Source organism: Bordetella sp. MIP270_01_BMS (assembly GCF_054958705.1).
Genome location: NZ_CM143297.1, coordinates 753,142 through 778,454, shown reverse-complemented (window position 1 = coordinate 778,454; position 25,313 = coordinate 753,142). Strand labels below are relative to the sequence as shown.

The 25,313-nt window shown below is 62.2% G+C and carries 23 protein-coding genes; 19 read left to right on the top strand and 4 right to left on the bottom strand.

The window, feature by feature from the left end:
* The first annotated feature begins 89 nt into the window (after positions 1-89).
* The 11 genes from ACV17W_RS03535 to ACV17W_RS03485 all read left to right on the top strand — a co-directional run bounded on the left by ACV17W_RS03535 (position 90) and on the right by ACV17W_RS03485 (position 11,583).
* A complete protein-coding gene (locus tag ACV17W_RS03535) occupies positions 90-791 on the top strand; it encodes a TetR/AcrR family transcriptional regulator (RefSeq protein ID WP_462595078.1) in 702 nt (233 codons plus the stop codon).
* 90 nt (positions 792-881) lie between these two features.
* The gene (locus tag ACV17W_RS03530; protein ID WP_462595077.1) at positions 882-1,652 is read left to right on the top strand and encodes an SDR family NAD(P)-dependent oxidoreductase; all 771 of its coding nucleotides are present in this window, start codon (positions 882-884) and stop codon (positions 1,650-1,652) included.
* A 54-nt stretch (positions 1,653-1,706) separates the two neighbouring features.
* Positions 1,707-2,717, top strand: a complete 1,011-nt coding sequence (locus ACV17W_RS03525; RefSeq protein ID WP_462595076.1) for a 1,2-phenylacetyl-CoA epoxidase subunit PaaC — start codon at positions 1,707-1,709, stop codon at positions 2,715-2,717.
* The gene (locus ACV17W_RS03520; RefSeq protein WP_462595075.1) at positions 2,696-3,052 is read left to right on the top strand and encodes an iron-sulfur cluster assembly protein; all 357 of its coding nucleotides are present in this window, start codon (positions 2,696-2,698) and stop codon (positions 3,050-3,052) included. The genes ACV17W_RS03525 and ACV17W_RS03520 overlap by 22 nt, the downstream gene beginning before the upstream one ends.
* Positions 3,049-3,276 (top strand): phenylacetic acid degradation b, encoded by a 228-nt coding sequence (locus ACV17W_RS03515; protein WP_462595074.1) that lies wholly within the window; start codon positions 3,049-3,051, stop codon positions 3,274-3,276. The genes ACV17W_RS03520 and ACV17W_RS03515 overlap by 4 nt, the downstream gene beginning before the upstream one ends.
* A 41-nt stretch (positions 3,277-3,317) precedes the next feature.
* The gene (locus tag ACV17W_RS03510) at positions 3,318-4,214 is read left to right on the top strand and encodes a Phenylacetic acid catabolic protein (RefSeq protein WP_462595073.1); all 897 of its coding nucleotides are present in this window, start codon (positions 3,318-3,320) and stop codon (positions 4,212-4,214) included.
* Positions 4,215-4,291: 77 nt separating this feature from the next.
* A complete protein-coding gene (locus ACV17W_RS03505; protein ID WP_462595072.1) occupies positions 4,292-5,260 on the top strand; it encodes a Bug family tripartite tricarboxylate transporter substrate binding protein in 969 nt (322 codons plus the stop codon).
* A 35-nt stretch (positions 5,261-5,295) separates the two neighbouring features.
* Positions 5,296-7,401 carry an acetate--CoA ligase family protein gene (locus tag ACV17W_RS03500; protein WP_462595071.1) on the top strand — a complete coding sequence of 702 codons (2,106 nt, stop codon included), beginning with the start codon at positions 5,296-5,298 and terminating at the stop codon, positions 7,399-7,401.
* A gap of 56 nt (positions 7,402-7,457) precedes the next feature.
* Positions 7,458-8,237, top strand: coding sequence for an enoyl-CoA hydratase/isomerase family protein (locus ACV17W_RS03495; protein ID WP_462595070.1), 780 nt, complete (start codon positions 7,458-7,460; stop codon positions 8,235-8,237).
* Between the two features lie 52 nt (positions 8,238-8,289).
* Entirely contained in the window at positions 8,290-10,371 is a 2,082-nt protein-coding gene (locus tag ACV17W_RS03490; protein ID WP_462595069.1) for a 3-hydroxyacyl-CoA dehydrogenase NAD-binding domain-containing protein, read from the top strand.
* Between the two features lie 30 nt (positions 10,372-10,401).
* Positions 10,402-11,583, top strand: coding sequence for an acetyl-CoA C-acyltransferase family protein (locus ACV17W_RS03485; protein WP_462595068.1), 1,182 nt, complete (start codon positions 10,402-10,404; stop codon positions 11,581-11,583).
* Between the two features lie 53 nt (positions 11,584-11,636).
* On the opposite strand, the gene cueR is transcribed toward ACV17W_RS03485, so the two are convergent.
* Positions 11,637-12,029 carry a Cu(I)-responsive transcriptional regulator gene (cueR, locus tag ACV17W_RS03480; protein WP_462595067.1) on the bottom strand — a complete coding sequence of 131 codons (393 nt, stop codon included), beginning with the start codon at positions 12,027-12,029 and terminating at the stop codon, positions 11,637-11,639.
* Positions 12,026-14,368, bottom strand: a complete 2,343-nt coding sequence (locus ACV17W_RS03475; protein WP_462596448.1) for a heavy metal translocating P-type ATPase — start codon at positions 14,366-14,368, stop codon at positions 12,026-12,028. The genes cueR and ACV17W_RS03475 overlap by 4 nt, the downstream gene beginning before the upstream one ends.
* Before the next feature lie 103 nt (positions 14,369-14,471).
* Here ACV17W_RS03475 and ACV17W_RS03470 point away from each other — a divergent pair, with 103 nt between their 5' ends.
* From ACV17W_RS03470 to ACV17W_RS03460, 3 genes are all read left to right on the top strand, one after another.
* A complete protein-coding gene (locus ACV17W_RS03470; RefSeq protein ID WP_462595066.1) occupies positions 14,472-14,675 on the top strand; it encodes a heavy-metal-associated domain-containing protein in 204 nt (67 codons plus the stop codon).
* A gap of 120 nt (positions 14,676-14,795) precedes the next feature.
* Positions 14,796-15,524, top strand: coding sequence for a glutathione peroxidase (locus ACV17W_RS03465; protein WP_462595065.1), 729 nt, complete (start codon positions 14,796-14,798; stop codon positions 15,522-15,524).
* Positions 15,525-15,740: 216 nt separating this feature from the next.
* On the top strand, positions 15,741-17,159 hold the full coding sequence (locus tag ACV17W_RS03460) for a dihydrolipoyl dehydrogenase (RefSeq protein ID WP_462595064.1): 1,419 nt from the start codon (positions 15,741-15,743) through the stop codon (positions 17,157-17,159).
* Positions 17,160-17,297: 138 nt separating this feature from the next.
* Here the strand turns inward: ACV17W_RS03460 and ACV17W_RS03455 are convergent, their stop codons facing one another.
* Entirely contained in the window at positions 17,298-19,910 is a 2,613-nt protein-coding gene (locus ACV17W_RS03455; protein ID WP_462595063.1) for a [protein-PII] uridylyltransferase, read from the bottom strand.
* A gap of 8 nt (positions 19,911-19,918) precedes the next feature.
* On the bottom strand, positions 19,919-20,737 hold the full coding sequence (gene map, locus ACV17W_RS03450) for a type I methionyl aminopeptidase (protein ID WP_462595062.1): 819 nt from the start codon (positions 20,735-20,737) through the stop codon (positions 19,919-19,921).
* A 400-nt stretch (positions 20,738-21,137) separates the two neighbouring features.
* Here map and rpsB point away from each other — a divergent pair, with 400 nt between their 5' ends.
* The 5 genes from rpsB to uppS all read left to right on the top strand — a co-directional run bounded on the left by rpsB (position 21,138) and on the right by uppS (position 25,308).
* Positions 21,138-21,887 (top strand): 30S ribosomal protein S2, encoded by a 750-nt coding sequence (gene rpsB, locus ACV17W_RS03445; protein ID WP_462595061.1) that lies wholly within the window; start codon positions 21,138-21,140, stop codon positions 21,885-21,887.
* A 260-nt stretch (positions 21,888-22,147) separates the two neighbouring features.
* Positions 22,148-23,023 carry a translation elongation factor Ts gene (gene tsf / locus ACV17W_RS03440; protein ID WP_462595060.1) on the top strand — a complete coding sequence of 292 codons (876 nt, stop codon included), beginning with the start codon at positions 22,148-22,150 and terminating at the stop codon, positions 23,021-23,023.
* Positions 23,024-23,118: 95 nt separating this feature from the next.
* Positions 23,119-23,835, top strand: coding sequence for a UMP kinase (gene pyrH, locus ACV17W_RS03435; protein WP_462595059.1), 717 nt, complete (start codon positions 23,119-23,121; stop codon positions 23,833-23,835).
* A gap of 15 nt (positions 23,836-23,850) precedes the next feature.
* Positions 23,851-24,411 (top strand): ribosome recycling factor, encoded by a 561-nt coding sequence (frr, locus tag ACV17W_RS03430; RefSeq protein WP_462595058.1) that lies wholly within the window; start codon positions 23,851-23,853, stop codon positions 24,409-24,411.
* Between the two features lie 132 nt (positions 24,412-24,543).
* On the top strand, positions 24,544-25,308 hold the full coding sequence (uppS, locus tag ACV17W_RS03425) for a polyprenyl diphosphate synthase (RefSeq protein WP_462595057.1): 765 nt from the start codon (positions 24,544-24,546) through the stop codon (positions 25,306-25,308).
* The last annotated feature ends 5 nt before the right edge of the window (positions 25,309-25,313 follow it).

Sequence of the window (25,313 nt, the reverse complement as noted above, 5' to 3'; positions counted from 1 at the left end):
GTAAATACCAATGAACAACTACTTGATCTGGCGCGCTGTCAGCAACATACTTACCTGACAGTATGTTTAATGGGGCGGCGGTTATTCTCTTGACCGACACGCCCATCTCGAACCGGATGCAGTACATGGTGACAGACCAGAAACGCCGCACTAAGCAGGAACAGCGCGATGCCAGCATTGAAAAAATCCTGGCAGCTGCGGAACGCCTTTTCATCCAGAAAGGCTTCCATGCCACGACCACGGAAGAATTGGGCGCGAAGGCCGGGCTGACGAAAGGGTCGGTGTATTTCTATTTCGGCGACAAGAACTCGGTATTGCTGGCCTTGCTGGAACGCGTTCAGGAGCAGGTGCTCGACCGGCTGCGAGTGAAACTCACCGACACCAGCGTGCCCCCGCTGGAGCGGATCCGCCACTTTCTCGTGCATCAGGCAAATCTGGCAAAGAGTTCACCCGCCATGCTGCTTCTGCCGATTATGGTATCGATCGAATTCGCGGGCACCGGCGAGGTGGCAGAAAAGCGCGTCAAGTGGGGCTACCGCCAGACAGCGCAGCTTTTGGCAGGAGTGATCGCAGAGGGCCAGCTGGATGGGGTGTTCCGCACTGACCTGAGCGCCGACGAACAGGCCTCGTTGATGCTCGCCCTCAACGACGGCACGATGCTGGAGTGGTGGAGAAGCGATCGCAATATCGCAGGCAAAGGGCTCTTCGATTCTTTGTACGCAATGCTGATGGCAGGCATCGCAGTGCCGGGCAGTGACACAGCTTCGTCCAAACTGGGTTCGGCCGCTTAGCACGCTCCCATTTCGCCAGTGCCTAGCCCCCGTTCGCAAAATGAGCCAAACACCTAAACCAAAATGGAGCCTCAAATGTACCGACACCCTATGGATCTAAAAGAGAAAGTGGCCGTAGTCACCGGCGGAAACAGCGGAATTGGCTTCGGCATTGCCAAGGGTCTGGCGTCGGCCGGGTGCAACGTCGCCATCTGGGCGAGAAACCCAGAGAAGAATCGCGCCGCCGCCGAGGCCTTGAAGGATCTGCCCGGTCAGGTCGAGACGTACTGCTGCGACGTGACAAACCCTTCCGAGGTCGAAAGCGCCGCCAGCGCGACCGTAGCGCGATTCGAATACATCGACGGCATGTTTGCGAACGCTGGAATGGGCGGGGGAAGCCGGGTACCCTTCCTGGAGCGGCAGCCAGCGGATTGGGAAAAAATGATTTCGCTCAATCTCTATGGCGCCTTTCATGTGTGCCAGGCGGCGCTATCGCGAATGAAGCTGCAAAGCGAACAAGGAAGAAAATCCGGCCGTATCGTGCTGATGTCCAGCATCGCCGCGCATTTCGGAACTGCGGCCAACGAGCACTATGCCCTCACCAAGGCAGGCCTTGCTTCGCTCGCGCGGTCAATCTCGGTCGAGTTCGCCCGGTACGGCGTCACGGCCAACGCGTTGTTGCCCGGGTATACCGCTACTGATATGACTGCAGGGTTGTTCGACAACGAAAAGTTCGTCAAAGCAGTATTGCCGCGAATTCCGTTGCGTCGCTTTGGTTCTATCGACGATTTTTCCGGTGCCGCGATCTACCTGATGAGCGATCTCTCGAGCTACCACACGGGGGACACCATGACGATCGACGGCGGTTACTCCATCTATTAATGCCGCGCATTTTTTTGTTTATCTGATACTGACTGAATAGTAAGTATTGATTTTATGCGCGTTGAACTGGGACCAACGATGAAGGTGACGGAAGTGATCACAAAGCAAACCGTAGCAGATGCATCGCCGGCTCGAGAAGAGGATGCAGTAGAGCGCTCGCTGCAGCTGCGCGTGAAGGCCGGCCATAAGCTCGAGTGCGAAGAGGAGATGACGCCCCGGTATCGGGAGGTGCTGACGCAAACCATGCTGATCGCAGCCGACCTGGAACTCATGACCTTGCCTTCGTATTACGGCGCGTTATGCACGGCTCCGACCCTGGATGACAAGATTGCTGTCGCGGCTTCCATCCAGGACGAAATGGGACACGCCCAGGTCATGTATCGCATGTTGGAAGATTTTGGATTCGATGCCCAGAAACTGATCATGGAGCGGCCCCCGGAAGCCGTCAAATCTTTTGAGCTCATCGAGCAGGACGTCGGCGATTACATCACCTGCGTGGTCATGATGGCCTTGGGAGATCGGGCCGGCTACACCACCACCCGCGACCTGGAGGCTCACTGCTCGTTCGGACCTTACGCGCGGTCGCTGCGCAAGGTCAATTTCGAAGAGCGATTCCACGTGGCGCACGGCGAACGCTGGGTCAGATACTTCTGGCACCACTCGGCACATGCGCGCGAACGCGTTCAGGCCGCGGTTGATCTGCTGTTTCCCATGGCGGCAAGCTGGTTCGGGACACCGGACGCCATGAAAAAACGTACCGATCAACTCACCTACAGCATCCGGGGCCTGAGTAATGATGAGTTGCGTCAGCAGTGGCTGGATGAAGTCGTTCCGTTCTGCGAGTCGGTGGGAATCCAGATTCCCGCTCACTTTGACCACAAACTGGGTCGCCACGTCTTGAGCTACGAGGAGCCCATCGCGTGGGATGAGCAAAAGAAGAAATGGAACTTCGGCGCTCAGATCACCTGGCCCGAAAAATTCGCTCACTGGAAAAAGGGCGGGCCCATCAAGAGGTCTGGGCTGGAACGTATCCAGAACGAACGATGGGGCAAGGACCTATGGTGAGCCGCGAAGAATTGCACCAGTTGGTCGGTGCCGTCAAAGACCCCCATTTGCCGTTTGGCCTTGCCGAGTTGGGAATGCTCGAACGGGCGGAGTTCAACGATAGCGATGGCATAGAAGTGGTGGTCAACGTTCCTTGCCATCATTGCCCTGGGCTGCAGATGCTTCGGGATGACATTCAAGCCGCTTTGCGTTCGGCCGGGGTCACGGAGCCCATATCCGTGTCTTTTCAGGGGGCCAGATTCTGGAGTCCGGCGGATATGTCCAGCAGTGCGCGCGCCGCCATGCGAGCGGCAGGCATACAAGTCAATTCCACGCCTAAAGGATCCGAATCATGACTCGTTCATATAAAGAAGAATTCTTTGAAGTTTTCGCACGCAAGGATTCGGAAGATCCACTGCAACACGTCGGCAGCGTGAAGGCGCCGAGTTCCGATATCGCCATCACGCGGGCCTGGTATGTCTATGACCAGCACCCTTGGTCGGAAATGTGTTTGGTCCCTCTGGCGTCGGTCATACCGATCACTGAGCGCACGAAGCGCGTCAAGATCAAGCCGATCTGAGCGCAGCTTCTTCCTTCACCGCATTTCCGAGAGTACGCCTGATGACGACTACTTCTTACGACATAGATGCATTGCTGCGCGTGGCCGATACCAAGCTTGTGCTGGGCAATGTTTGTATAGCGACTGTATTCAATGGCCGGTCCATTGGTGATTTCGCCACCTTGCTGGCGATTTCAGGCACCGCACTGGGCGCAACGCGGGCCCTTTACCGCCTGTTGGAGCAAGCCGGTAACGATTACAGCTGGCTCGAACGGGGCCGCGACGCCTCAGAGATTGCTTCAGCGGAGATACTGGATTCGGCCCCGGAATCCTGGGCCGACTTGATGATGACGATATATCTCGCCGAGGCCATCGCGGCCGTCGCCTCGGGTGAGTGGGAAGCGAGTGCCGATCGTCTGCTTGTCAATCAGGCGCGAATGATGCGCCGCGACTGTGCCTTCCATAGTGCCTACTGTCTTGGATGGTTGAAGATCGAGACCGAGCACAATCCGGACGCGGTCCGGTCAGCCTTCGCCAGGCGGATGCCGTTGGCAATGCGTTGGATACAGCAATGCGCGGCGTCGGCCCGGCCACAATTCCTGGCCGACGTGGCGCCGCTGCTGAACCTGCTCGGTGCGGCTGAACCTCAGGCGTCGGCCGCGGAGGTCTGGGACGAGCGGCTCGGGCGCGCCGCCCCGGCCCTCGGCGCTGTGGGATATGGTTCGGTTCAAAGATGCCGAGCTTGCAAGATGAAGTCCTGCACCAGATTTCCCAATGCAGCCGATTATGGGGTGGATACGAGCAGCGTTCAGTGCCCATTCTGCGCGTGCGCTGATAAGGTCGAATTTGAAAGCATGACGGGTGGCGCCGCCAATGAACTCCTCATGCGCTGCACAGCTTGCCGGTCGTTCTTTTATGTATTGAAGGATCCAGTCTTTCTCAGGCCTCTTGCGTCGTAGGCATCGTGCGCAAGCGGTCCGGGAAATATAAAAAAAGCGTTGAATCGCTACACATCACCTTGAAGAGGATGGAGATAATGAAGAGCACCTTGCTGAAATTGCTGGCGATATCCGCCGGCCTGCTGATGGGCGCAACCAGTGCGGCCGCGTACCCGGACAAGCCCGTGCGCATCATCGTGCCGTGGCCGGCAGGAGGCGGTGCAGATTTCGTCGCGCGCGCATTCGGAAAAGAGCTTTCTGATCTGTGGAGTCAGTCGGTCATTATCGAAAATGTGGGCGGCGCAGGTTCGGTCATCGGAGCGGAGAGAGCGGCTCGTTCGACTCCCGACGGCTACACGTTGATGTTGACCATCAATGGAACTATTACCAGCAACCGATTTCTGTATAAATCGCTGCCTTATGACCCGGATAAGAGTTTCGTGCCGGTGTCTCAGCTGGTGCAGAGCGGACAGCTTATCCTGGTGAGTTCCGCTGTCCAGGCGAGCTCGATGCAAGAGCTCGTGGATCAGATCCGCCGGAGTCCGAACTCCATGTCGTACGCCTCTTACGGCAATGGAACCCAGCCCAACCTTCTTTTCGAATTGATGAAGAAGCGGGAAGGGGTCGACATTCTGCACGTACCCTACAAAGGATTGGCCCCTGCATTGACCGCTGTGATGGCCAACGAAGTGCAGATGACGGTTGTGAGTCCGAGCAGTGCGACGGGCGCCTTGAACTCCGGACGAGCCAAGCCGATTGCGATTGGCTCGCCCTCGAGGTCCAGCGCGCTGCCAGACGTTCCCACCGTGAGTGAAGCAAACTTCCCGTATATGGCGGCCACTATCTGGTTCGGCCTGTTTGCCCCAGCGGGGACCCCGACGGACATAATCAAGAAGTTGCAAGGCGACATCACCAAGGTCGTCAGCCAGCCTGTGTTCGCGAAATCGCTCGAAGAGCGAGGGTTTGACATCGTGGCGAGCGACTCCGAGCAATTCGTCAGAGTCATCCAGGAAGAAACTGCTCGCACGGCTGAAATGGCCGAGGCGGCGAACATCAAGCCCGAGTAATTTCTTCAATCCCGTACGCAGGAGTTCACCTCAGCATGTACTCTCCATCAGCATTGGATGCATTTTTCCGGCCCCGCAGCATTGCAGTCATCGGCGCCTCCGGCGGCCATGGAAAAATGGCGTCGCGTCCGCTTTCCTATCTCCGCAAGCATGGGTTCGGTGGCGGCATATATCCGGTTAATCCGAAATATGACGAACTCGGCGGGTATCCTTGTTTCAAGGATATCGAATCGCTCCCGCCGGATGTCGATCTGGCCATGATATCGCTGCCAGCTGAAGCGATTCCCGACGCGGTTCGCCGCTGCGCGGCCAAGGGCATCAAGGTCGCCACCATCCTGTCAGGCGGTTTCGGTGAGCTCGGAACCGACGCGGGCCGGCAGGTCGAAGAGCAACTCAGGGCTGTCGTGCGCGAGACGGGTATTCGGGTGTGTGGCCCGAATTGCCAGGGAGGCATCAACCTGTTCGACCGGGTTGCTGCTACCTATTCCGGAGCGCTCTCCAGCGACGCATTGCAGGCGGGGCCGATCGCCCTCATCACTCAAAGCGGAGTCTTCGGGGGCCTGGTTTTCGCGGCCGCCCAGGAAGAGGGCATTGGTGTCGGTTATTGGACCAGCACGGGCAACGAGATCGACCTGACTTTCAGCGATTTCCTGGACTACATCGTGAAGGAAGACCGGATCCGCGTGATCGGCGGATACCTTGAAAGCGTCAAGGACGAAGGACCTCGCTTCGTGGAGGCCTTGCGTCGCGCACGCAATGCGGGAAAGCCCGTCGTCATACTGAAGACCGGCCGGACCGATGCCGGGCGTGCCGCCGCCGCATCGCACACGGCGGCGTTGGCCGGATCCGACGAGGGATACAGCGCGGCCTTCTTGAAGGCCGGAGCCGTGCGCGTCGATTCGGCGGACGCATTTCGGGATTTGACCGCAGCCTTCTCCACGGGGCGCATGCCACGGGGCCGCCGGGTGGCCATACTGTCCATTTCGGGAGGCGCGGCAACGCTGATGGCAGATGATTGCAGCCAGCAGGGGCTGGAGATAGCCGCGTTTTCTGACGCGCTGCAGGCCCGGCTTGCCGAGGTGGTGCCCAGTTTCGGCAGCGTGGTCAACCCCGTGGACCTGACGGGGCAGCTCGTGGCCGACGCCTCGCTTCTCGAGAAGGCGGCAGACGAAATCATCCAGAGCGGGGAGGCCGACATTCTGTCGATCTTTATCGGGATGTGCGACGGCAACAAGGACGCCCTGGTCGAGGTGATCGGACGGCTGGCCTCGCGCACCGAGCTGCCGATTGCCGTCACGTGGGTCGCGGCAGAAGATAAATCCATCTATTCCAGAATCAGGAAACACGGGGTGCCCGTCTTTAACGACGCCACCGCCTGCATCGGGACGTTGGCAAAGATGGCTGAATGGGCATTGCACCGTGATCACCAGCCGACAAACTCGCAGGCCGATGCCGTCGCAACCTGGCATGAGCTCACACAAGACCTCGCACAGGGCCCGGCCGGCGTACAGACTGAAGCCACTGTCAAAGCAATGCTGCGAAAGGCCGGATTGCCCGTGCCCGCGGGGCGGCTCGTGCACAGCGCCGCAGAGGCGCGACAGGTGGTGGCTACGATGGACGGAGACGCCGTCATGAAACTGCAGGCCGTGTCCATCCCGCACAAATCGGACGTCGGTGGCGTTCGAATCGGCGTGACAGTGCACAGCGCCGAGGCGGAATTTTCTGCTCTTCAAGCCTTGTTCCCGCCCGATGCGCAAGGGGTTCTGGTCGAAGAACGAGTGCGACAGGCCACGGAGTGTTTTGTAGGGGTGCAGCGGCATCCCGTGTTTGGGCCCATGATTGCCGTCGGCCTCGGCGGGATCTTTATCGAAGTGTTCCGCGATGTCGCAATCCGTCTGGCGCCAGTCAGTCTGGATGAAGCCCATCAAATGATCGAGACCTTGAAAGGCTTTCCCATCCTGCAAGGTGCACGAGGACGGGGAGCAGCCGACGTCGCCTCGCTTGCGAAGCTCGTGCAGCAAGTCTCGGAGATTGCCTCGGCGAATCGCGACAGCATCGAGGAAATGGATCTGAATCCAGTATTCGTGCGCCCGCACGGACAGGGCGCAGTGATCGGCGATGCGCTGCTGAAGCGATCCTGATCCCGGCGTGGCGTCGCATTTTCTAATTGTGTGTACTCAACGGAAGCAAGGCTGACATGACTGAAGATCTGATTACCCGGGTCGAAAACCGGGTGGGCTATATCACATTCAACCGCAGCGCGGTGCTCAACTCCTTCACGCCCGACTTCCTGGGCATGTTGATCTCCGCCGTCCAGAAATTCGAAAAAGATGACGAGGTCCGCGCCATTGTGCTGACCGGCGCAGGAAAGGCGTTCTCGTCGGGCGGCGATAAAGCCTTCTTGAACGAGCTTACCAAGATGACTCCCATCGAGATCCGTTCCACGGTCTACACCTATTTTGGTGGTGCCGCCAAGACCATCAAGCTCTGCTCGAAGCCAACCATCGCAGCCGTCAACGGACCCGCCGTCGGCGCAGGATGCGAGATAGCCGTCGCTTGTGACTTTCGTGTCGTGGCGCGGGAAGCGTTCTTCTGTGAGTCCTGGATAGACCTGGGCATCATTCCTCCGTTGGGCGGCATGTTCCTGCTGCCGCGCCTGATCGGGCTTGGGCGCGCCAACGACATGGTGATGCGCGGGATACGGGTGTATGGCGAGGAAGCTGCCGCCATCGGCCTGGCTAATCAGGTCGTGGATCTGGAATCGCTTGGAAAAGCTGCCCGCGAATTTGCGGAGGATCTTGCGCGCAAGGCGCCTACGGCACTGAGTGTGGCCAAAGAAGGGCTGCGCCGCGGCCTGGAATCAACCATGGAAAGTGAGTGGGGATTCAACATCTACGCGCAAAGCATGCTGTTGAATGGGCCGGACTTCGAAGAGGCAGTACAGGCCATGGAACAGCGCAGAGCCCCAAATTTCTGATCTGGCATTTTCGCGGCGTATTCGCCGCATCTTGGACTCAGGAACTTTACAGATGAAGCTTTACGGAAGCCAAGCCGACGTCGCGGTGATAACCATCGATGCGCCCCCGGTCAACAGCCTGGGGCATGCAGTGCGATCCATGTTGGTGGCCAGCATTCGCGAGGCGGTTCACGCCGAATCGGTTCGGGCGATTGTGCTGATCGGCGCCGGAAAAATGTTTTCGGCCGGCGCCGACATCAAGGAATTCAGCGGCGCCGATGTCTGGCGTGATCCGGATCTCGGCGCGGTCATCGATGTCGTCGAGAACTGCAGCAAGCCGGTTGTGGCGGCGATTCATGGCATGGCCATGGGAGGCGGACTCGAACTTGCCTTGGGAGCGCACGCGCGCATCGCGACTCGCGCCGCCATGCTGGCGTTGCCGGAATCGAAACTCGGGTTATTGCCGGGCGCCGGCGGAACGCAGCGACTCCCGCGGCTCGTGGGATTGGGGCGAGCGCTGGACATGATCGTCTGGGGTGAGGCGGTTCGCGCAGAAATGCTTGCCTCTGCGCCGCTGCTGGATGCCTTGGTCGACCGCGATGATGAGCTGCTTCCCGCCGCGGTCGAGTTTGCCACCGAAATGGCTGCCAGATCGGGGCATGCCCGGGTCAGGGACCTCCACGTTGACGGCCAGCAGGCCCAGGAGCTGCTCGCGGCCGCCCGAGAGCAGGTGCAGCGTCGGGCTTATGGCCATCCCGCGAAAAAGCTATGCATCGAGGCCATTGAAGGTTCTCTGACGCTTCCGTTCGATTCTGCGCTGCAGAGGGAGCACGAGTATTTCACTGCTCTGAATGACAGCCCGGAATCGCGTGCGTTGATCCACTTGTTCTTCGCGCAGCGCTCTGCAATGACCATTCCTGGCTTACCACGCCAGAACTCGACGTCTGCCATTGAGAGTGTTGCGGTGATCGGAGCCGGCACCATGGGCGCGGGCATCGCTCAGTGCATTGCCCAGGCCGGTATGCCGGTCATGCTCCTGGACGTCGACCAGGCCGCGTTGCGACGGGGTTTGGCGGCAATCGAAGATGGCTTCCGCCGCGCTCGCGACAAGGGGCGTCTCACCGCGGACCAGATGGCCCAATGTCTGGCGCGTATCACTCCAACCGAGCATTTCGAAGATCTGCGTGACGTCGACATCGCGATCGAAGCGGTCTACGAACAGTTCAGTATCAAAGAGGACGTGTTCCGAAAGCTGGATGCCCACCTGAAGCAGGGCGCGATACTCGCGTCCAATACGTCGATGCTTGACATCAACAAGATCGCCGCCACGACTTCTCGTCCCGATGCCGTCGTGGGAACGCATTTCTTCAGCCCGGCACATGTCATGAGGCTGTTGGAAATCGTGCGGGGCGAACTCACCAGTCCAGCGGTGCTTGGCGCCGTGATGCAACTGGCGAAACGCCTTGGCAAGACTGCCATTGTCGCCGGGGTTTGCGATGGCTTCATCGGCAATCGGATGATCGAGCAGTACTTGCGGCAGGCCGGATTCCTCCTCGAAGAGGGCGCATCACCCAAGCAGGTCGATGGCGCGATTGAACGTTTCGGTTTTGCCATGGGTCCTTTCCGGATGAGCGACATGGCGGGCAATGATGTGGGCTACGACATCCGGCAGCGCCGCCGCATTGACATGCCCGAGCTCCGATATAGCAGGCTGCCGGATCTGCTGATCGAGGAAATGCAACGGCGTGGCCAGAAGGTCGGACGCGGCTGGTACGACTACCAGGAGGGCAGCCATCGCGCGACACGGAGCACAGAGGTCGAGGCGATGATCGAGCGATTCCGCGAGACCTCCGGCATCCGGCCACGGGCTATTACCGATGAAGAGATTGTTCAGCGCCTGGTCTATGCACTGGTCAATGAAGGCTACCGAATCCTCGACGAAGGAATCGCGCAACGCGCCTCCGACATCGACGTGGTTTATGTCGCTGGCTACGGCTTTCCCGATTATCGCGGCGGGCCAATGTTCTACGCATCAGAATTGGGGCTTGGCAAAGTCGCCGAGAAAATGCGGGACTTCGCGGCGAATCCTATGGCCGATCCGGCGTTCTGGGTTCCAGCACGCGGCCTCGAGGCCGCGCTGCAGCAGGCCGCCTGAACGCGCTGCGACACCACATATGGGCATGAAATGAGCGATGTATTTGTGGTTTCGGCTGTGCGCACTGCTATCGGCGATTTCGGCGGGGCGTTGAAAGACGTGCCGCCCGTCGAGTTGGGGGCGACAGTGATCCGGGAAGCGCTGGCACGAGCGAACCTCGATGGTGGGGAAGTCGGCCACGTCGTCATGGGCAATGTCATCAACACCGAACCGAGGGATGTATTTCTTTCACGGATCTCGGCGGTGCAGGCGGGAGTCAGCTACGAGGTTCCTGCGTATAACGTAAATCGGCTCTGCGGGTCAGGCCTGCAGGCCATCGTTTCTGCCGCGCAGTCCATCATGCTCGACGATGTCGGCATAGCGGTTGCCGGTGGCGTGGAAAACATGAGCCGTGCGCCGTATCTGGCCAGCGGCCAGCGCTGGGGCGCCAGGATGGGCGACAGCACCATGGCCGATATGCTGCTCGGCGCCCTGACCGACCCTTTCAACCAGATTCATATGGGCGTGACGGCCGAGAATGTCGCCGCACGCTACCAGGTCACGCGGGAGGACCAAGACGCACTGGCGCTGGAGTCTCATCGGCGGGCTGCCGCAGCGATCGATGCCGGACATTTCCAACAACAGATCGTTCCGGTAATGTGCAAGACGCGCAAGGGCATTGTCAGGTTCGACATCGACGAGCATGTCAGGCGAAACCTGACCCTCGACGCGTTGAGCGCGCTGCGCCCCGTATTCAAGAACGAACACGGCACAGTGACTGCCGGTAATGCGTCAGGGCTGAACGACGGTGCCGCGGCAGTCGTGTTGATGGACGAGTCGGCGGTTCGCAGACATCGCTCCGAGCCTTTGGCCAGATTGGTGGCTTATGCCCATGCCGGCGTCGACCCGGCATTCATGGGAATAGGACCGGTGCCTGCCACGCGTAAAGCGCTACAACGGGCGGGGCTATCGATCGATCAGATCGACGTCATCGAAGCCAACGAGGCGTTTGCCGCACAAGCCTGCGCGGTCGCGCGTGAGCTGCGGTTTGATCCTGCGAAAGTCAACCCCAACGGCAGCGGCATCGGGCTAGGGCACCCCGTGGGAGCAACAGGAAGCATCATCACCGTCAAAGCGCTCCACGAGTTGCAGCGCATCGGTGGCCGGTACGCCCTGGTCACCATGTGCATTGGAGGCGGGCAGGGGATCGCGGCGATCTTCGAGCGTGCCTGATCCGGACCGATCGTCCGATGAACGCTCTATTTCGGAACGCATTGCCCCGATACTCAGCCCCCACCTTCGAGTCCTTCGATAATGGGGCAGGTCGGTCGCCCATCGCCATGGCAATGCCGGGCCAGGTGACGCAGGGTGTCGGCCATTTGCTGCAGCTCGGCGGCTTTGCGCTCCAGGCCTGCCACGTGGCTGAGCGCGATGCGCTTGACGTCGGCGCTCGCCCGATTGCGGTCGCGCCACAGCGCCAGCAATTCATGCATCTGCTCCACCGAGAAGCCCAGGTCGCGAGCGCGCCGCACAAAGCGCAATGTATGCAGTTCGGCGTCGCCATATACGCGATACCCGGCCTCGGTGCGCGTCGCCGGTCCGACCAGTCCGATGCTTTCGTAGTAGCGGATCATCTTGGCCGAAATGCCCGTCGCCTTGGCGGCTTCCCCGATGTTCATGGCCGTGATGCTCCGGTATGCCGTTCGGCGCCAGCGGCTTGCTCGCCGAAACGGCGCAGGCGCAGCGCATTGCCCAGGACGAACACGCTGGAAAGAGCCATGGCGCCTGCGGCGAACATGGGCGACAGTTGCCAGCCGAACGCCGGATACAGCGCGCCCGCGGCGATGGGAATCAGCGCAGTGTTGTAGGCAAACGCCCAGAACAGGTTCTGGCGAATGTTCGCCAGGGTGGCTCGGCTCAGCCCGATGGCCGTGGGCACGCCGCGCAGATCGTCGGCCATCAGCACGACGGACGCGGCTTCGATGGCCACGTCGGTGCCCGTGCCTATCGCGATCCCGACGTCGGCGGCGGCAAGCGCAGGGGCATCGTTGATGCCATCGCCCACGAACGCGAGCTTGCGGCCGCCGGCGCGCAGTGCATCGATGGCCCGAACCTTGCCCTCGGGCAGGACTTCGGCGTGCACTTCATCGATGCCCAGGTGCCGCGCCACAGCCTGTGCCGTGAGCGCGTTGTCGCCGGTGATCATGGCCGTCTTGATGCCCTGGGCATGCAGTGACGCGATCGCCTCGGCGGCGCCGGGTTTCAGCGGGTCGCTTACGGCGATGATGGCCGCCGCCTGGCCGTCCACCGCGACGTAGACGGGAGTCTTGCCCTCGGTCGCCCACGCCGCTGCGAGCTCGGTGAAAATCGCCACGTCGATGCCTTGCTGGGCCATCAGCCGTGCCGCTCCAGAGATGACGTGCCTGCCATCGACGGTGGCCTGCACGCCTGCGCCGGTGATGGCCTGAAATTGCTCGGCGTGGGTGATCGGCAACCGGCGATCCCGCGCCGCTGCAACAATGGCGCGCGCAATGGGATGTTCCGATCGTTGTTGCACCGCGGCCAGCCAGCCCAGGACCAGCTCTGCGTCGAAAGCAGGAGCAGGGCGCACGTCGGCAAGCGTGGGCGCGCCCAGCGTGAGGGTGCCAGTCTTGTCGAAGGCCACCAGGGCGACGTCGCGCAGGGCTTGCAGCGCGTCGCCCTGGCGGAACAGCACGCCCAGATCGGCGCCTCGGCCGGTGCCGACCATGATCGAGGTGGGCGTGGCCAGCCCCATCGCGCACGGACATGCGATGATCAGCACGGCCACGGCGTTGACCAGCGCGTGCGTCAGCGCCGGCGCGGGGCCCCAGGCCAGCCATGCCCCGAAGGTCAGCATTGCAACCACCATGACCACCGGCACGAACCAGGCCGTGACCTGGTCGACCAGCGCCTGGATGGGCAGCTTGGCGCCCTGCGCGGCCTGCACCATATGGATGATGCGGGCCAGCATCGTGTCTGCACCGGTATGCGTGACGCGCATCGTAAAGCTGCCCGACGTATTGAGCGTGCCGCCGGTGGCACGCATCCCGGCATTTTTTTCGACGGGCATAGGTTCTCCCGTCAGCATCGATTCGTCTACAAACGATACGCCTTCGACAATCTCGCCATCGACCGGGATTTTCTCACCCGGGCGCACCAGCACGTGCTCGCCTCGCTGCACCTGCTCAATGGGCACATCCTGCGCCTGGCCCGCGCGCAGCACACGCGCCGTGCGTGGCTGCAACCCGATCAGCCGCTGGATCGCCGCGCCGGTGCGTCCCTTGGCCCGCGCTTCCAGGGTGCGGCCCAGCAGAATCAGGGTCACGATGACGGCAGCCGCTTCAAAATACACATGCCGGGCATTCTCAGGCAGCCAGCCCGGCGCGAAGGTCGCCACCGTCGAATAGGCCCAGGCCGCGCCGGCGCCCACTGCCACCAGTGAATTCATCTCGGGTGCAAGGCGAGCGAGGGCCGTCAGCCCCTTGGTGAAGAACATGCGGCCGGGCCACGCCAGCAGCGCCGTGGTCAACACAAACTGCAGGACCCAGCTGGTTTGCCTTCCGATCGTGCCGTCTATCCAGTGGTGCAATACGGGGATGACGTGGCCTCCCATTTCCAGCAGGAACACCGGTACCGCGAGCAAGATGGCCATCACGAAGGCGCGACGCAACGCGCGCGCTTCGTCGTCGCGGGCCTGTTTCTGTTCGCCGCTGGGGTAATGCTGCTCATTGACGGGGTGAGCGGCAAAGCCGAGCCTGGCAACGGCCGCGAGCAGGGCGTGGTCGTCGGCGTCGGGGGCGTGATCCACCTGCGCCCGCGCTGTGGCCAGGTTCACACTGGCATTGGCCACGCCCGGCACGGCGGCCAGCGCCTTTTCCACACGTCTGACGCATGATGCGCAGGTCATTCCCTCGATGGCGAGTTCGGTTTGGTGCAATGCAGGGGTATTCACGCTGGCTCCGGCCTGACGACATGCCGTTAGTCTGATCCTTCCCATCATGGGAAGGTCAAGCCATTCTACGCTTGACCTTTCTATCGTGGGAAGGATTAAGCTGGCGAAATCCCTGCGCTATTCGAGCGCGTGATTTCAGGAGCTACCCATGGCCTATACGTTCAAGGTCCCCGACATGTCCTGCGCCCACTGCGAAGGCGCCATCACACAAGCCGTTGCGCAGGCCCTGCCGGCTGCCAGGGTCCGCGTCGACCTTGCCAATCGCCAGGTGACCGTCGATAACGCGCCGGCCGCCGGCCCGGTGCAGGCGGCCATTGTCGACGCCGGTTATGACGCTGAGCTGATTGACTAGGCTTGGGCGATTGTTTTTGACTATCAATCAATTTTGTTTATTAAATTTGATATATTGATAGTGCTTATTTATCATTCTCTACATGGTGGTTACCCCACCGACACTCTAGGAGATGATTGAATGCTGCAGAATCGCGAAGGCCAACGGGTCCCCAACGTGACCTTCCCCGTCCGCCAGGGCAATGACTGGAAACAGCTCAGTACCGACGATCTGTTCAAGAACAAAACGGTCGTGGTGTTTTCGCTGCCCGGCGCCTTTACGCCGACCTGCTCGTCGACCCACCTGCCGCGGTACAACGAGTTGGCGTCCGCGTTCCGCGACGCCGGCGTCGACGACATCATCTGCGTATCCGTCAATGACACGTTCGTCATGAACGAATGGGCGAAGGACCAGGAATCCGCCAACATTACGCTGCTGCCCGATGGCAACGGTGACTTCACCGAAGGCATGGGTATGCTGGTCGACAAGCGCGACCTCGGTTTCGGCAAGCGCAGCTGGCGCTATTCCATGCTGGTGAAAGACGGCGTAGTGCAAAAGATGTTCATCGAACCCGAGAAAGACGGCGACCCTTTCGAAGTGTCCGATGCCGATACCATGCTCGCGTACGTTGCTCCCGACGCAAAGAAACCTGACCAGGTGGTGGTGTTCTCGAAGCCGGGCTGCCCGTTCTGCGTCGAGGCCAAGGCACTGCTGGCCGAGAAGGGCTTCGACCCGATCGAGATTCCGCTCGAGCACAAGGTGCGTGGCCGCGTCATCGGCGCCGTGTCCGGCAAGGGTACGGCTCCGCAGGTCTTCATCAACGGCGCTCTCATCGGCGGTCTGGAAGACTTGAAGGGCTACCTGGCCTGAGCCTGCGCCGACGCCGCCCGGCGCCGGTAGGCAGGCGGCTGTCCCGTCCGGCGGAGGTCGCTCCGGCGCGGCCCCGCTGACGCGGCGTCGCGCCGTACACGGCCGCACTGCCGCGCGACTTCCCATTTCACACGGCGAGCACGCCGGCCTGGCGGCCGGCGAGCTTGAGGCGGGTGCGCGCGCCTGGCGCGCGGCCCCAGTACAGCAGGAATAGTCATGGAAACTTTGCATACTGACGTTGCCGTTATCGGTGCCGGCACGGCGGGCCTGGCTGCTTATCGTGCGGCGCGTGCCGCCGGCAAGCGTGCCTTGCTTATCGAGGGCGGGCCCTATGGCACCACCTGCGCGCGCGTGGGCTGCATGCCTTCTAAACTCTTGATCGCGGCGGCGGAAGCGGCGCATGCCGCGACCCATGGAACACCGTTTGGCGTGCATGTGGACGGCCCGGTTCGTATTGATGGCCGGGAAGTCATGGCCCGCGTGCGAAGCGAACGCGACCGCTTTGTCGGTTTCGTCGTGCAGGGCGTGGAAAATATCCCGGCGCAGGACAAGCTGGCGGGCTACGCGCGCTTTGTCGCCGATACGGTGCTGCGTGTGGACGACCGCGTAGAGGTGCGCGCCGAGCGCGTCGTGATCGCCACGGGTTCGCGCCCGTCAATACCCGCCGCATTCCAGGCGCTGGGCAACCGGATGATCGTCAATGACGACGTATTCGACTGGCACGACCTGCCACGCAGCGTGGCGGTCTTCGGGCCGGGGGTCATCGGGCTGGAGCTGGGCCAGGCATTGGCGCGCCTGGGGGTGCGGGTTCGGGTCTTCGGCGTCAGCGGCAGCCTGGGCGGCATTTCGGACCCCGCAGTGCGCCAGCGTGCGCGCCGCGTTTTGCAGGACGAGTTCTATCTTGATCCCGACGCTCGCGTGCTGTCCACGCAGCGGGTCGATGATCAGGTCGAAGTACGCTATCTGGCGCTCGACAACACCGAACGCACCGAGCGCTTCGACTATGCGCTGGTGGCCACGGGCCGCAAGCCAAACGTCGATACCCTGGACTTGCACCGTACCAGCCTGGAGCTCGACGCGCGTGGCGTGCCGCTGTTCGATCGCCATACGCTGCAGGCGGGGCAATCGCCGATATTCATCGCGGGTGATGCGAACGCCGAGGCGCCCCTGCTGCACGAAGCCGCCGACGAGGGGCGCATCGCGGGCGCCAATGCCGCCCGTTTCCCCGACGTGCAGGAAGGCCTGCGTCGTGCCGGGCTCGCGGTCGTGTTTTCCGATCCGCAAATCGCGCTTGTGGGTACCCCCTACGCGCGGCTGCAGCCTGGCAGCTTCGTAACGGGGGAAGTCGATTTTGGCGACCAGGGCCGATCGCGCGTGATGCTGAAGAACAAGGGCATGCTGCACGTCTATGCCGACATCGAGTCGGGACACTTCCTGGGCGCTGAAATGCTCGGCCCCGCCGCCGAACATATCGGCCATTTGCTGGCGTGGGCGGTGCAGCAGCGCATGACCATCGATCAGATGCTCGACATGCCGTTCTATCATCCGGTGGTGGAAGAGGGCGTGCGCACTGCATTGCGCGACGCCGCGGCACGCCTGCAGCAGGTTCGCGCATCGCAGCAGCTCGCGGCCTGATCGCTCGGCCGGGTTCGGGCGCGCGCGTCGAATGCGGGCGCCCGGCCTTGTAGACAGGGCTGACAGGGCACTGCTGGCGGGCCGTCGGGCGCCCATGCCGCCAGGCCAGCCGCGCCGGCCTGAAAAACCTCAGCCTGCCTAAGCCGCGCGCTGCGCGACGTCTTCGCCGGCCAGGGCGTCAAGCACGGCCCGCTCGAATTGCATCTGGGTGCGTGGGCGGTCGAACGCCGCTCCGGACAGGATGAACACGTCTTCGACCCGATCACCCAGCGTCATGATTTTGGCCATGCTGACGCTCACTCCGTGGTCCGCGAACACGCGGGTCAATGCGTGCAGCAGCCCGGCCCGGTCAGTGGCCGTGACCGACAGTCGCCATGACTGGCTGCGCTCGTCGGGTTGCAATTCGGCCTGCGGCATGACGGGGAAGACCTTCGACAGCCGCGATTGCCGGCGCCGAGACGGCGCGCCGTAGGCGCCCCGCGTGCCGACGGCATCGTGCGGGTCACGCAGTCGCTGCGCCAATTCATGCTCTACCAGTGTGGCCTGGGCGCGCAGATCGGTGCTGCCTTCCGGCAGCAGCACAATAAAGCTGTCCAGGGCCCAGCCGTGCCTCGTCGTGTGGATGCGGGCGTCCTGGATACCCAGCGATTTGGCATCGAAGTACGCGCATATGGCCACGATCAGCTCGGGCACGTCGCGCGTATACACCATGATCTGCAAGCCTTCGCCCTGTTCGGTGGGCCGGGCGCGCACCACCGGGGCTTCGGGCGCCACCTGATAGTAGAGATGGCGTGTATGCCAGGCGATGTCCGAGGCGTCGTGCCTGAGGAAATAGGCCACGTCGAGCTGATTCCAGAACGCTTCGCGCGCATCGTCGCGCAGGCCCGCCAGCCGGGTCAGCCGTGCAGCTTCTTCCTTGCGCTCGGTCAGGACGGTATGCGTATCGGCCGGCGAGCCGCCGAGCGCCGCCAGCGTCAGCCTGTACAGGTCTTCGAGCAGCTTGCCTTTCCAGGCGTTCCAGACCTTGGGGCTGGTGCCACGAATGTCGGCGACAGTCAGCAGGTACAGCGCGGTCAGGCGGCGCTCGTCCCGTACCACCGCGGCGAATTCGCTGATGACGGCGGGGTCGGACAGGTCGCGTTTCTGCGCCACTGCCGACATGAGCAGATGCTGGCGCACCAGGAACTCGACCAGCTCGGCGTCTTCGGGGTCCAGCCCGTGGTCGTGGGCGAAACGCCGCACCTCGCGGGCGCCGAGTTCTGAATGGTCGCCGCCGCGGCCCTTGGCGATGTCGTGGAACAGCGCGGCGACATACAGTAGCCAATGGCGTTCCAGATTGGCAATCAGCTGGCTGGCCAGCGGATATTCCTGCGCATGCTCCGGCATGGTGAATCGCCGGATATTCCGCACCACGGCCAGCGTATGCTGGTCGACCGTGTACGCATGGAACAGGTCGTGCTGCATCTGGCCCACGATGCGCCGGAACACGGGCAGATAGCGGGGCAGAATGTTCAGCATGGTCATGCGCCGCAATTCGTGAACAATGCCACGCGGCTGTTGCAGAATCTGCAGGAACAGTTTGCGATGCACCGGGTTGCGCCGGAATTGCGCATCGATGCGATGACGCGAATGCCAGATCGCGCGCAGGGTGCGGGGCGACAGGCCCGTAAGCTCCGGATGCTGCTGCATCACGAGAAACGCCCGCAGCAATAGCGTGGGCTTGCGTTCGAATTCGTCGTCACGCACCACATCGAGCCGGTCGCGCAGATTGCGAAAATCGACGTCGATTTCTCGCGCTTCGGCATCCGGCCGCGGAAAGAGGCGTTCTTCGATGCTCGGCACCAGAATGGCGTTCAGCTGCGTGACCAGCCGCGCGGCCCAATAATAGCGTTGCATCAGCAACTCGCTGCCGCGCCGCGTGGCCGTGGCCTTGATGCCGTAGATGTCGGCCAGCCCGGGCTGCAGGTCGAACAGGACGCGGTCTTCGCGGCGGCCGGTGAGCAGGTGCAGTTCGATACGCAGGCGCTTGAAGGCCTGCTCGGCGCGGCGCAGGTCACGGGCTTCGGCGGGTGTCAGCAAGCCGGCCTGGGCGACTTCGCGCCAGGTCCGGCCGAATCCCGCAGCGCGGGCCATCCACAGAATGACCTGCAGGTCGCGCAATCCTCCCGGCGATTCCTTGCAGTTGGGCTCCAGGGCGTAAGGCGTTTCGTGGTAGCGCGCATGGCGCTGCTGCATCTCGACCCGCTTGGCCTGGAAAAATGCCGGCGCATCGAGCTGAACCTGGATGGCCTCTTCGAACTGCTTCATCAATGCGCGGCTGCCGGCCAGCCAGCGCGATTCGAGCAGGGCAGTCTCTACCGTGATGTCGGCCTGCGCCTCTTGTTCGCATTCCGCCAGCGTCCGGACGCTGTGGCCAGGTTCCAGCCCCAGGTCCCAGAGCGCGGCCACCAGACCTTCTACGGCGCTGGCGTCGTCGGGCCCCGGTGCATGGGGCAGCAGTATCAGCAGGTCTACATCAGAATGCGGATACAGTTCGCCGCGGCCGTATCCGCCCACAGCCGCCAGCGTGGCGCCGACCGGCAGCGGATGCAGTTTGAGGAGTTCGCGCAGGGCCTGGTCGACGACGCGCCGAAGGTCGGTGAGCAGGGTGTCGGGGCGGCGGTGCTGGCGGAATTGCGCAATGGCGGCGGCCCGGGCGGCTTGCAGCCGCCGGCGCAGTTCAGGGAGCGAGGGCGGGGCGGCTGCAGTCATGGCGGGCTTCAGGCGGGCAGGATCAGGCGGTCGGCGACGAATTCGGGCGGCTGGCGCACCCCCGGAGACAGGGTCAGCACTTCATATCCGGTGTCGGTCACGCACACGGTGTGTTCCCACTGCGCCGACAGACTGTGGTCGCGCGTCACCACGGTCCATCCGTCGGACAGCTGGCGGATCTCGCGGCGGCCCGCGTTGATCATGGGCTCGATGGTGAAGATCATGCCGGTGGCCAGGCGCACGCCGCTGCCCGGCTTGCCGTAATGCAGCACCTGCGGATCTTCGTGAAAGTTGCGGCCGATTCCGTGGCCGCAGAATTCACGTACTACCGAATAGCCGTTCGATTCGGCATGCTTCTGTATGGCATGACCCACATCACCCAGCGTGGCGCCATTTCGCACCTGCTGGATACCTTTCCACATGCATTCGAACGTGATCTCGGCCAGGCGGCGCGATTGGATGGATGGCTCGCCGACGTGATACATGCGGCTGGTGTCGCCGAACCAGCCGTCTTTGATCACCGTTACGTCGATATTCAGGGCGTCGCCGTTCTTGAGCACCTTGTCACCGGGAATGCCATGGCACACCTGATGGTTCACCGAGGTGCAGATCGCGCCGGGGAAGGGCGGGTATCCCGGGGGCGCGTATCCCACCGTGGCAGATTTCACCTTCAGTTCGTCGGTCAGGTATTCCAGGCACAGGCGGTCGAGTTCGCCCGTGGTAACGCCGGGTTTGACGTACGGCGTGATGAAATCGAGTATCTGCGCCGCGGCCTGGCAGGCGGCGCGCATTTTGTCCAGGTCGGCGGGGTCGGTCACTATGCCCATGTATCGGCTTGAGTATGTGGGTGGAAAAATAGTAGAATTATAGGCTTGCCTAAAAAACCGGGCGCGCTGGGGGCTCTGAGCCTCGAGTCGCGGTCATGGCAGTGAAGTCAAGGCGGGGAATTTACACCGGCAGTCGCGGCGCAAGCCAGCGGCAGGTCGGTACAGGCACAAGGTCCGGTTGGCATATCCAGCGGGCATGTGTCGATTGTATTCCCTGCCTGTGGCCTCGGCCGATGTGCCTCGTCCCGTCGTGTTCGTGCGGCCGGCCGGCTCAACCGGTTTGTTAGGCAGTTCATCCTGATATCAGGAAATCGCGTGCTACGCCACCTAGGGTGCCAGCCGTGCCACATTGCATGGGCCGGTACGGGTGTAGCACAAGAACCAACCCTCGGAGAAACTCATGTCCCTGATGCGCGAAATGCTGGAAGCCGGTGTCCACTTTGGTCACCAGACCCGCTACTGGAATCCCAAGATGGCCCCGTATATCTTCGGCCATCGCAACAAGATCCACATCATCAATCTCGAACAGACGGTGGCCAAGTACCAGGAAGCCACGAAGTTCGTCAAGCAGCTGGCTGCCCGCGGCGGCAACATCCTGTTCGTCGGCACCAAGCGTGCTGCCCGTGAACTGGTTGCCACCGAAGCGGCGCGTTGCGGCATGCCCTTCGTCGATGCCCGCTGGCTCGGCGGCATGCTGACCAACTTCAAGACCGTCAAAACCTCGGTCAAGCGCCTGAAGGAAATGGAAGCCGTCGTCGCCGAAGGCGGCGCCGAGCGCATGATCAAGAAAGAAGGCCTGTTGTTCCAGCGCGAACTCGACAAGCTGAACAAGTCCATCGGCGGCATCAAAGACATGAACGGCCTGCCCGACGCGCTGTTCGTCGTCGACGTTGGCTACCACAAGATTGCCGTCGCCGAAGCCCGCACGCTGGGTATCCCCGTGGTGGCCGTGGTCGATACCAATCACTCGCCCGACGGCATTGACTACGTCATCCCCGGCAACGACGACTCGGCCAAGGCCATCGCGCTGTATGTCAAGGGCATCGCCGACGCCGTCCTGGAAGGCCGTGAGCAAAACCTCAACGGGCTGGTCGAAGAAGCCGGCGAAGGCTCGGAAGAGTTCGTCGAAGTGCAAGACAACCAGGCTTGATACAGGCTGGCGTCGCCGCTTGGCGGCCGGCCCGGTTCGTGTTGCGGCACGGGTCGGCCTGGTTTTCCTGCCACGCGGCGCGGGCCGGTGTTCAGCAGTCTGTCTGGAAGGCGGTGCGTGGGGCGGTGTCGCCCCCGCAGTCCGCCGCAAAAATGTCGAGACGGGTTCCCGTCTCAGGGCCCGCCAGCGCGGGCGTCTAGTCGAATCAATCCGCGTGTTCCGGTGCCGCCGGAATGCGTCTTAGCGAAACTGGAGCAATCATGGCTGAAATTACCGCTGCCCTCGTCAAGGAACTGCGCGAAAAAACCGACGCGCCCATGATGGAGTGCAAGAAGGCCCTGACCGAAGCCGAGGGCGATCTGGCCCGTGCCGAAGAAATCCTGCGCGTCAAGCTGGGCAACAAGGCCAGCAAGGCGGCCGCCCGTGTCACGGCCGAAGGCCTGATCGGCCTGTACATCTCGCCCGACGCCAAGCAAGGTGCCGTCATCGAAGTGAACTGCGAAACCGATTTCGTGGCCAAGAACGATGATTTCATCGGCTTTGTGAACACCTTGGCCGAACTCGTCGCCACCAAGCAGCCCGCCGACGTGGCCGCGCTGGCAGAACTGCCCATGGGCGAAGGCACGGTCGAAACCACCCGCACCGCGCTCATCGGCAAGATCGGTGAAAACATCTCGGTGCGTCGCTTTGACCGCATCGAGACAGCCAATGCGCTGGCCAGCTATGTGCACAGCGGCAAGATCGGCGTGCTGGTCGAATACGCCGGCGCCGAAGAAGTCGGCAAAGACCTGGCCATGCACATCGCCGCCACCAAGCCCAAGGCCCTGAATGCCGACGGCGTGCCGGCCGATGTGATTGCTGCCGAGCGTTCGGTGGCCGAGCAGAAGGCCGCCGAGTCGGGCAAGCCCGCCGAAATCGTGGCGAAGATGGTCGAAGGTTCGGTGCAGAAGTACCTGAAGGAAGTGACGCTGCTGTCGCAGCCCTTTGTCAAGAACGACAAGCAGTCCGTTGAGCAGATGCTCAAGGAAAAGGGCGCCACCATCAACAAGTTCGTTTTGTTCGTGGTCGGCGAAGGCATCGAGAAGAAGACCAACGACTTCGCAGCCGAAGTCGCTGCCGCCGCCGGTCGCGGCTAAGCGGTCGTGGTACACGGGGCCGGCTAGATAAAAGTCTAGTCCGGCCCTATTTCTTGTCTTACACTTTCGTCGGATCGTTCCCTGGGACATCTCCAATGAGCAGCAGGCTATACAAACGGGTTCTCCTCAAATTGTCCGGCGAGGCGCTGATGGGCGAAGATGCGTTCGGCATCAATCGCGGCACCATCGTGCGCATGACCGAAGAAATCGCTGAAGTGGTGGCGCTCGGCGTCGAGCTGGCCATCGTCATCGGCGGAGGCAACATCTTCCGTGGCGTCGCCCCGGGCGCGCAGGGCATGGACCGCGCCACTGCAGACTACATGGGCATGATGGCCACCATCATGAACGCGCTGGCGCTTCAAGACGCGCTCAAGCACAAAGGGGTGGATACCCGCGTGCAGTCCGCGCTGAACATCGACCAGGTGGTCGAACCCTACATCCGGCCCAAGGCGCTGCGGTATCTCGAAGAGGGGAAGGTCGTCATCTTCGCGGCCGGCACCGGCAACCCATTCTTCACCACCGACACGGCTGCCGCGCTGCGCGGTGCGGAAATCGGTGCCGAAATCGTGCTCAAGGCCACCAAGGTCGACGGTATATACAGCGCCGACCCCAACAAAGATCCCACGGCCACGCGCTACGCCCGCATCAGTTTCGATGAGGCCATCGTGCGCCGTCTCGAAGTGATGGACGCCACGGCGTTCGCGCTGTGCCGCGACCAGAAACTGCCCATCAAAGTGTTTTCGATCAACAAGTCCGGCGCGCTCAAGCGCGCGGTCAGCGGCGAAGACGAAGGCACATTGGTACACGTTTAAGCAAAGGAAATCCTCATGAGCGTCGCAGAAATCCGCAAATCCGCCGAAACCAGGATGGCCAAGTCGCTGGACACGCTTAAGGTCAACCTGTCCAAGATCCGTACCGGACGCGCCCATACGGGCATCCTGGATCACGTTCAGGTCGAATATTACGGTTCGCCGGTGCCCGTGAGCCAGGTGGCCAACGTCAACCTGGTCGACGCGCGCACCATCAGCGTCCAGCCGTACGAAAAGCCCATGGCGCAGGTCATCGAGAAAGCCATTCGCGAGTCCGATCTCGGCCTCAACCCCATGAGCATGGGCGACTCCATCCGTGTTCCCATGCCTGCGCTCACCGAAGAACGCCGCCGCGACCTCACCAAAGTGGTCAAGGGCGAGGGCGAAGACGCCAAGGTTGCGGTGCGCAATCTGCGTCGTGAAGCCAACGAAGCGCTCAAGAAGCTGGTGAAAGACAAGGAAATCTCCGAAGACGACGAACGTCGCGCCCAGGACGACATCCAGAAGCTCACCGACCGCAATGTGGCAGAAATCGACAAGCTCATCACCCAGAAAGAAGCCGAAATCATGACCGTATAATCGGTCCAGGTACCGACTTCACGCGCCGCCAGTGCCGTACCGCTGCTTGCTTGCCCAGCGCGGTGGGGGCCGGCGGCGCGGTTCTTTTGGTTCGCTGGCCTGCACGGCTTCAACGGCACGACGCTTCTGCTCATGGTTATCAGTTCTACCCAGGCGATTCCCGCTCCACAGGCGGTCCCACAGCACGTTGCCATCATCATGGACGGCAACGGGCGCTGGGCAACGCGCCGTCACCTGCCTCGTACGGCGGGGCACGCCAAGGGCGTGCAGGCCGTGCGCCGCGTCGTCGAGGCCTGCGGACGGCAAGGCGTGCGTTACCTCACCCTGTTCGCATTCAGTTCCGAAAACTGGCGCCGTCCGCCTGAAGAGGTCTCTCTCCTGATGCGGCTGTTCGTGCAGGCGCTCGAACGCGAGGTCGACAAGCTCAACGAACAGGGCGTGCGTCTGCACGTGGTGGGCGACATGTCGCGTTTCGAACCGCGCCTGCAGAACCTCATCGCCGATGCGCAGGCCCGCACTGCCCACAACGACCGGCTTCATCTTACGGTGGCGGCCAACTATGGCGGGCGCTGGGACATCCTGCAGGCTACGCGCGCCTTGCTCAGCCAGCACCCCGAGCTTGCCCGCGACCCGCAGGGCATCGACGAAAGCCATTTGTCGGCCCATCTCTCGATGGCCTGGGCACCCGAGCCGGACCTGTTCATCCGTACCGGCGGCGAGCAGCGCATATCCAATTTCCTGATCTGGCAGCTGGCCTACACCGAGCTGTACTTCACCGACCAATACTGGCCGGATTTCGGTGCGGCCGAGCTCGATGCGGCATTTGAATGGTACCGTTCGCGCGAACGCCGATTCGGGCGCACCAGCGAGCAATTACGCGGCGACGACGCCCGTTGACCCGG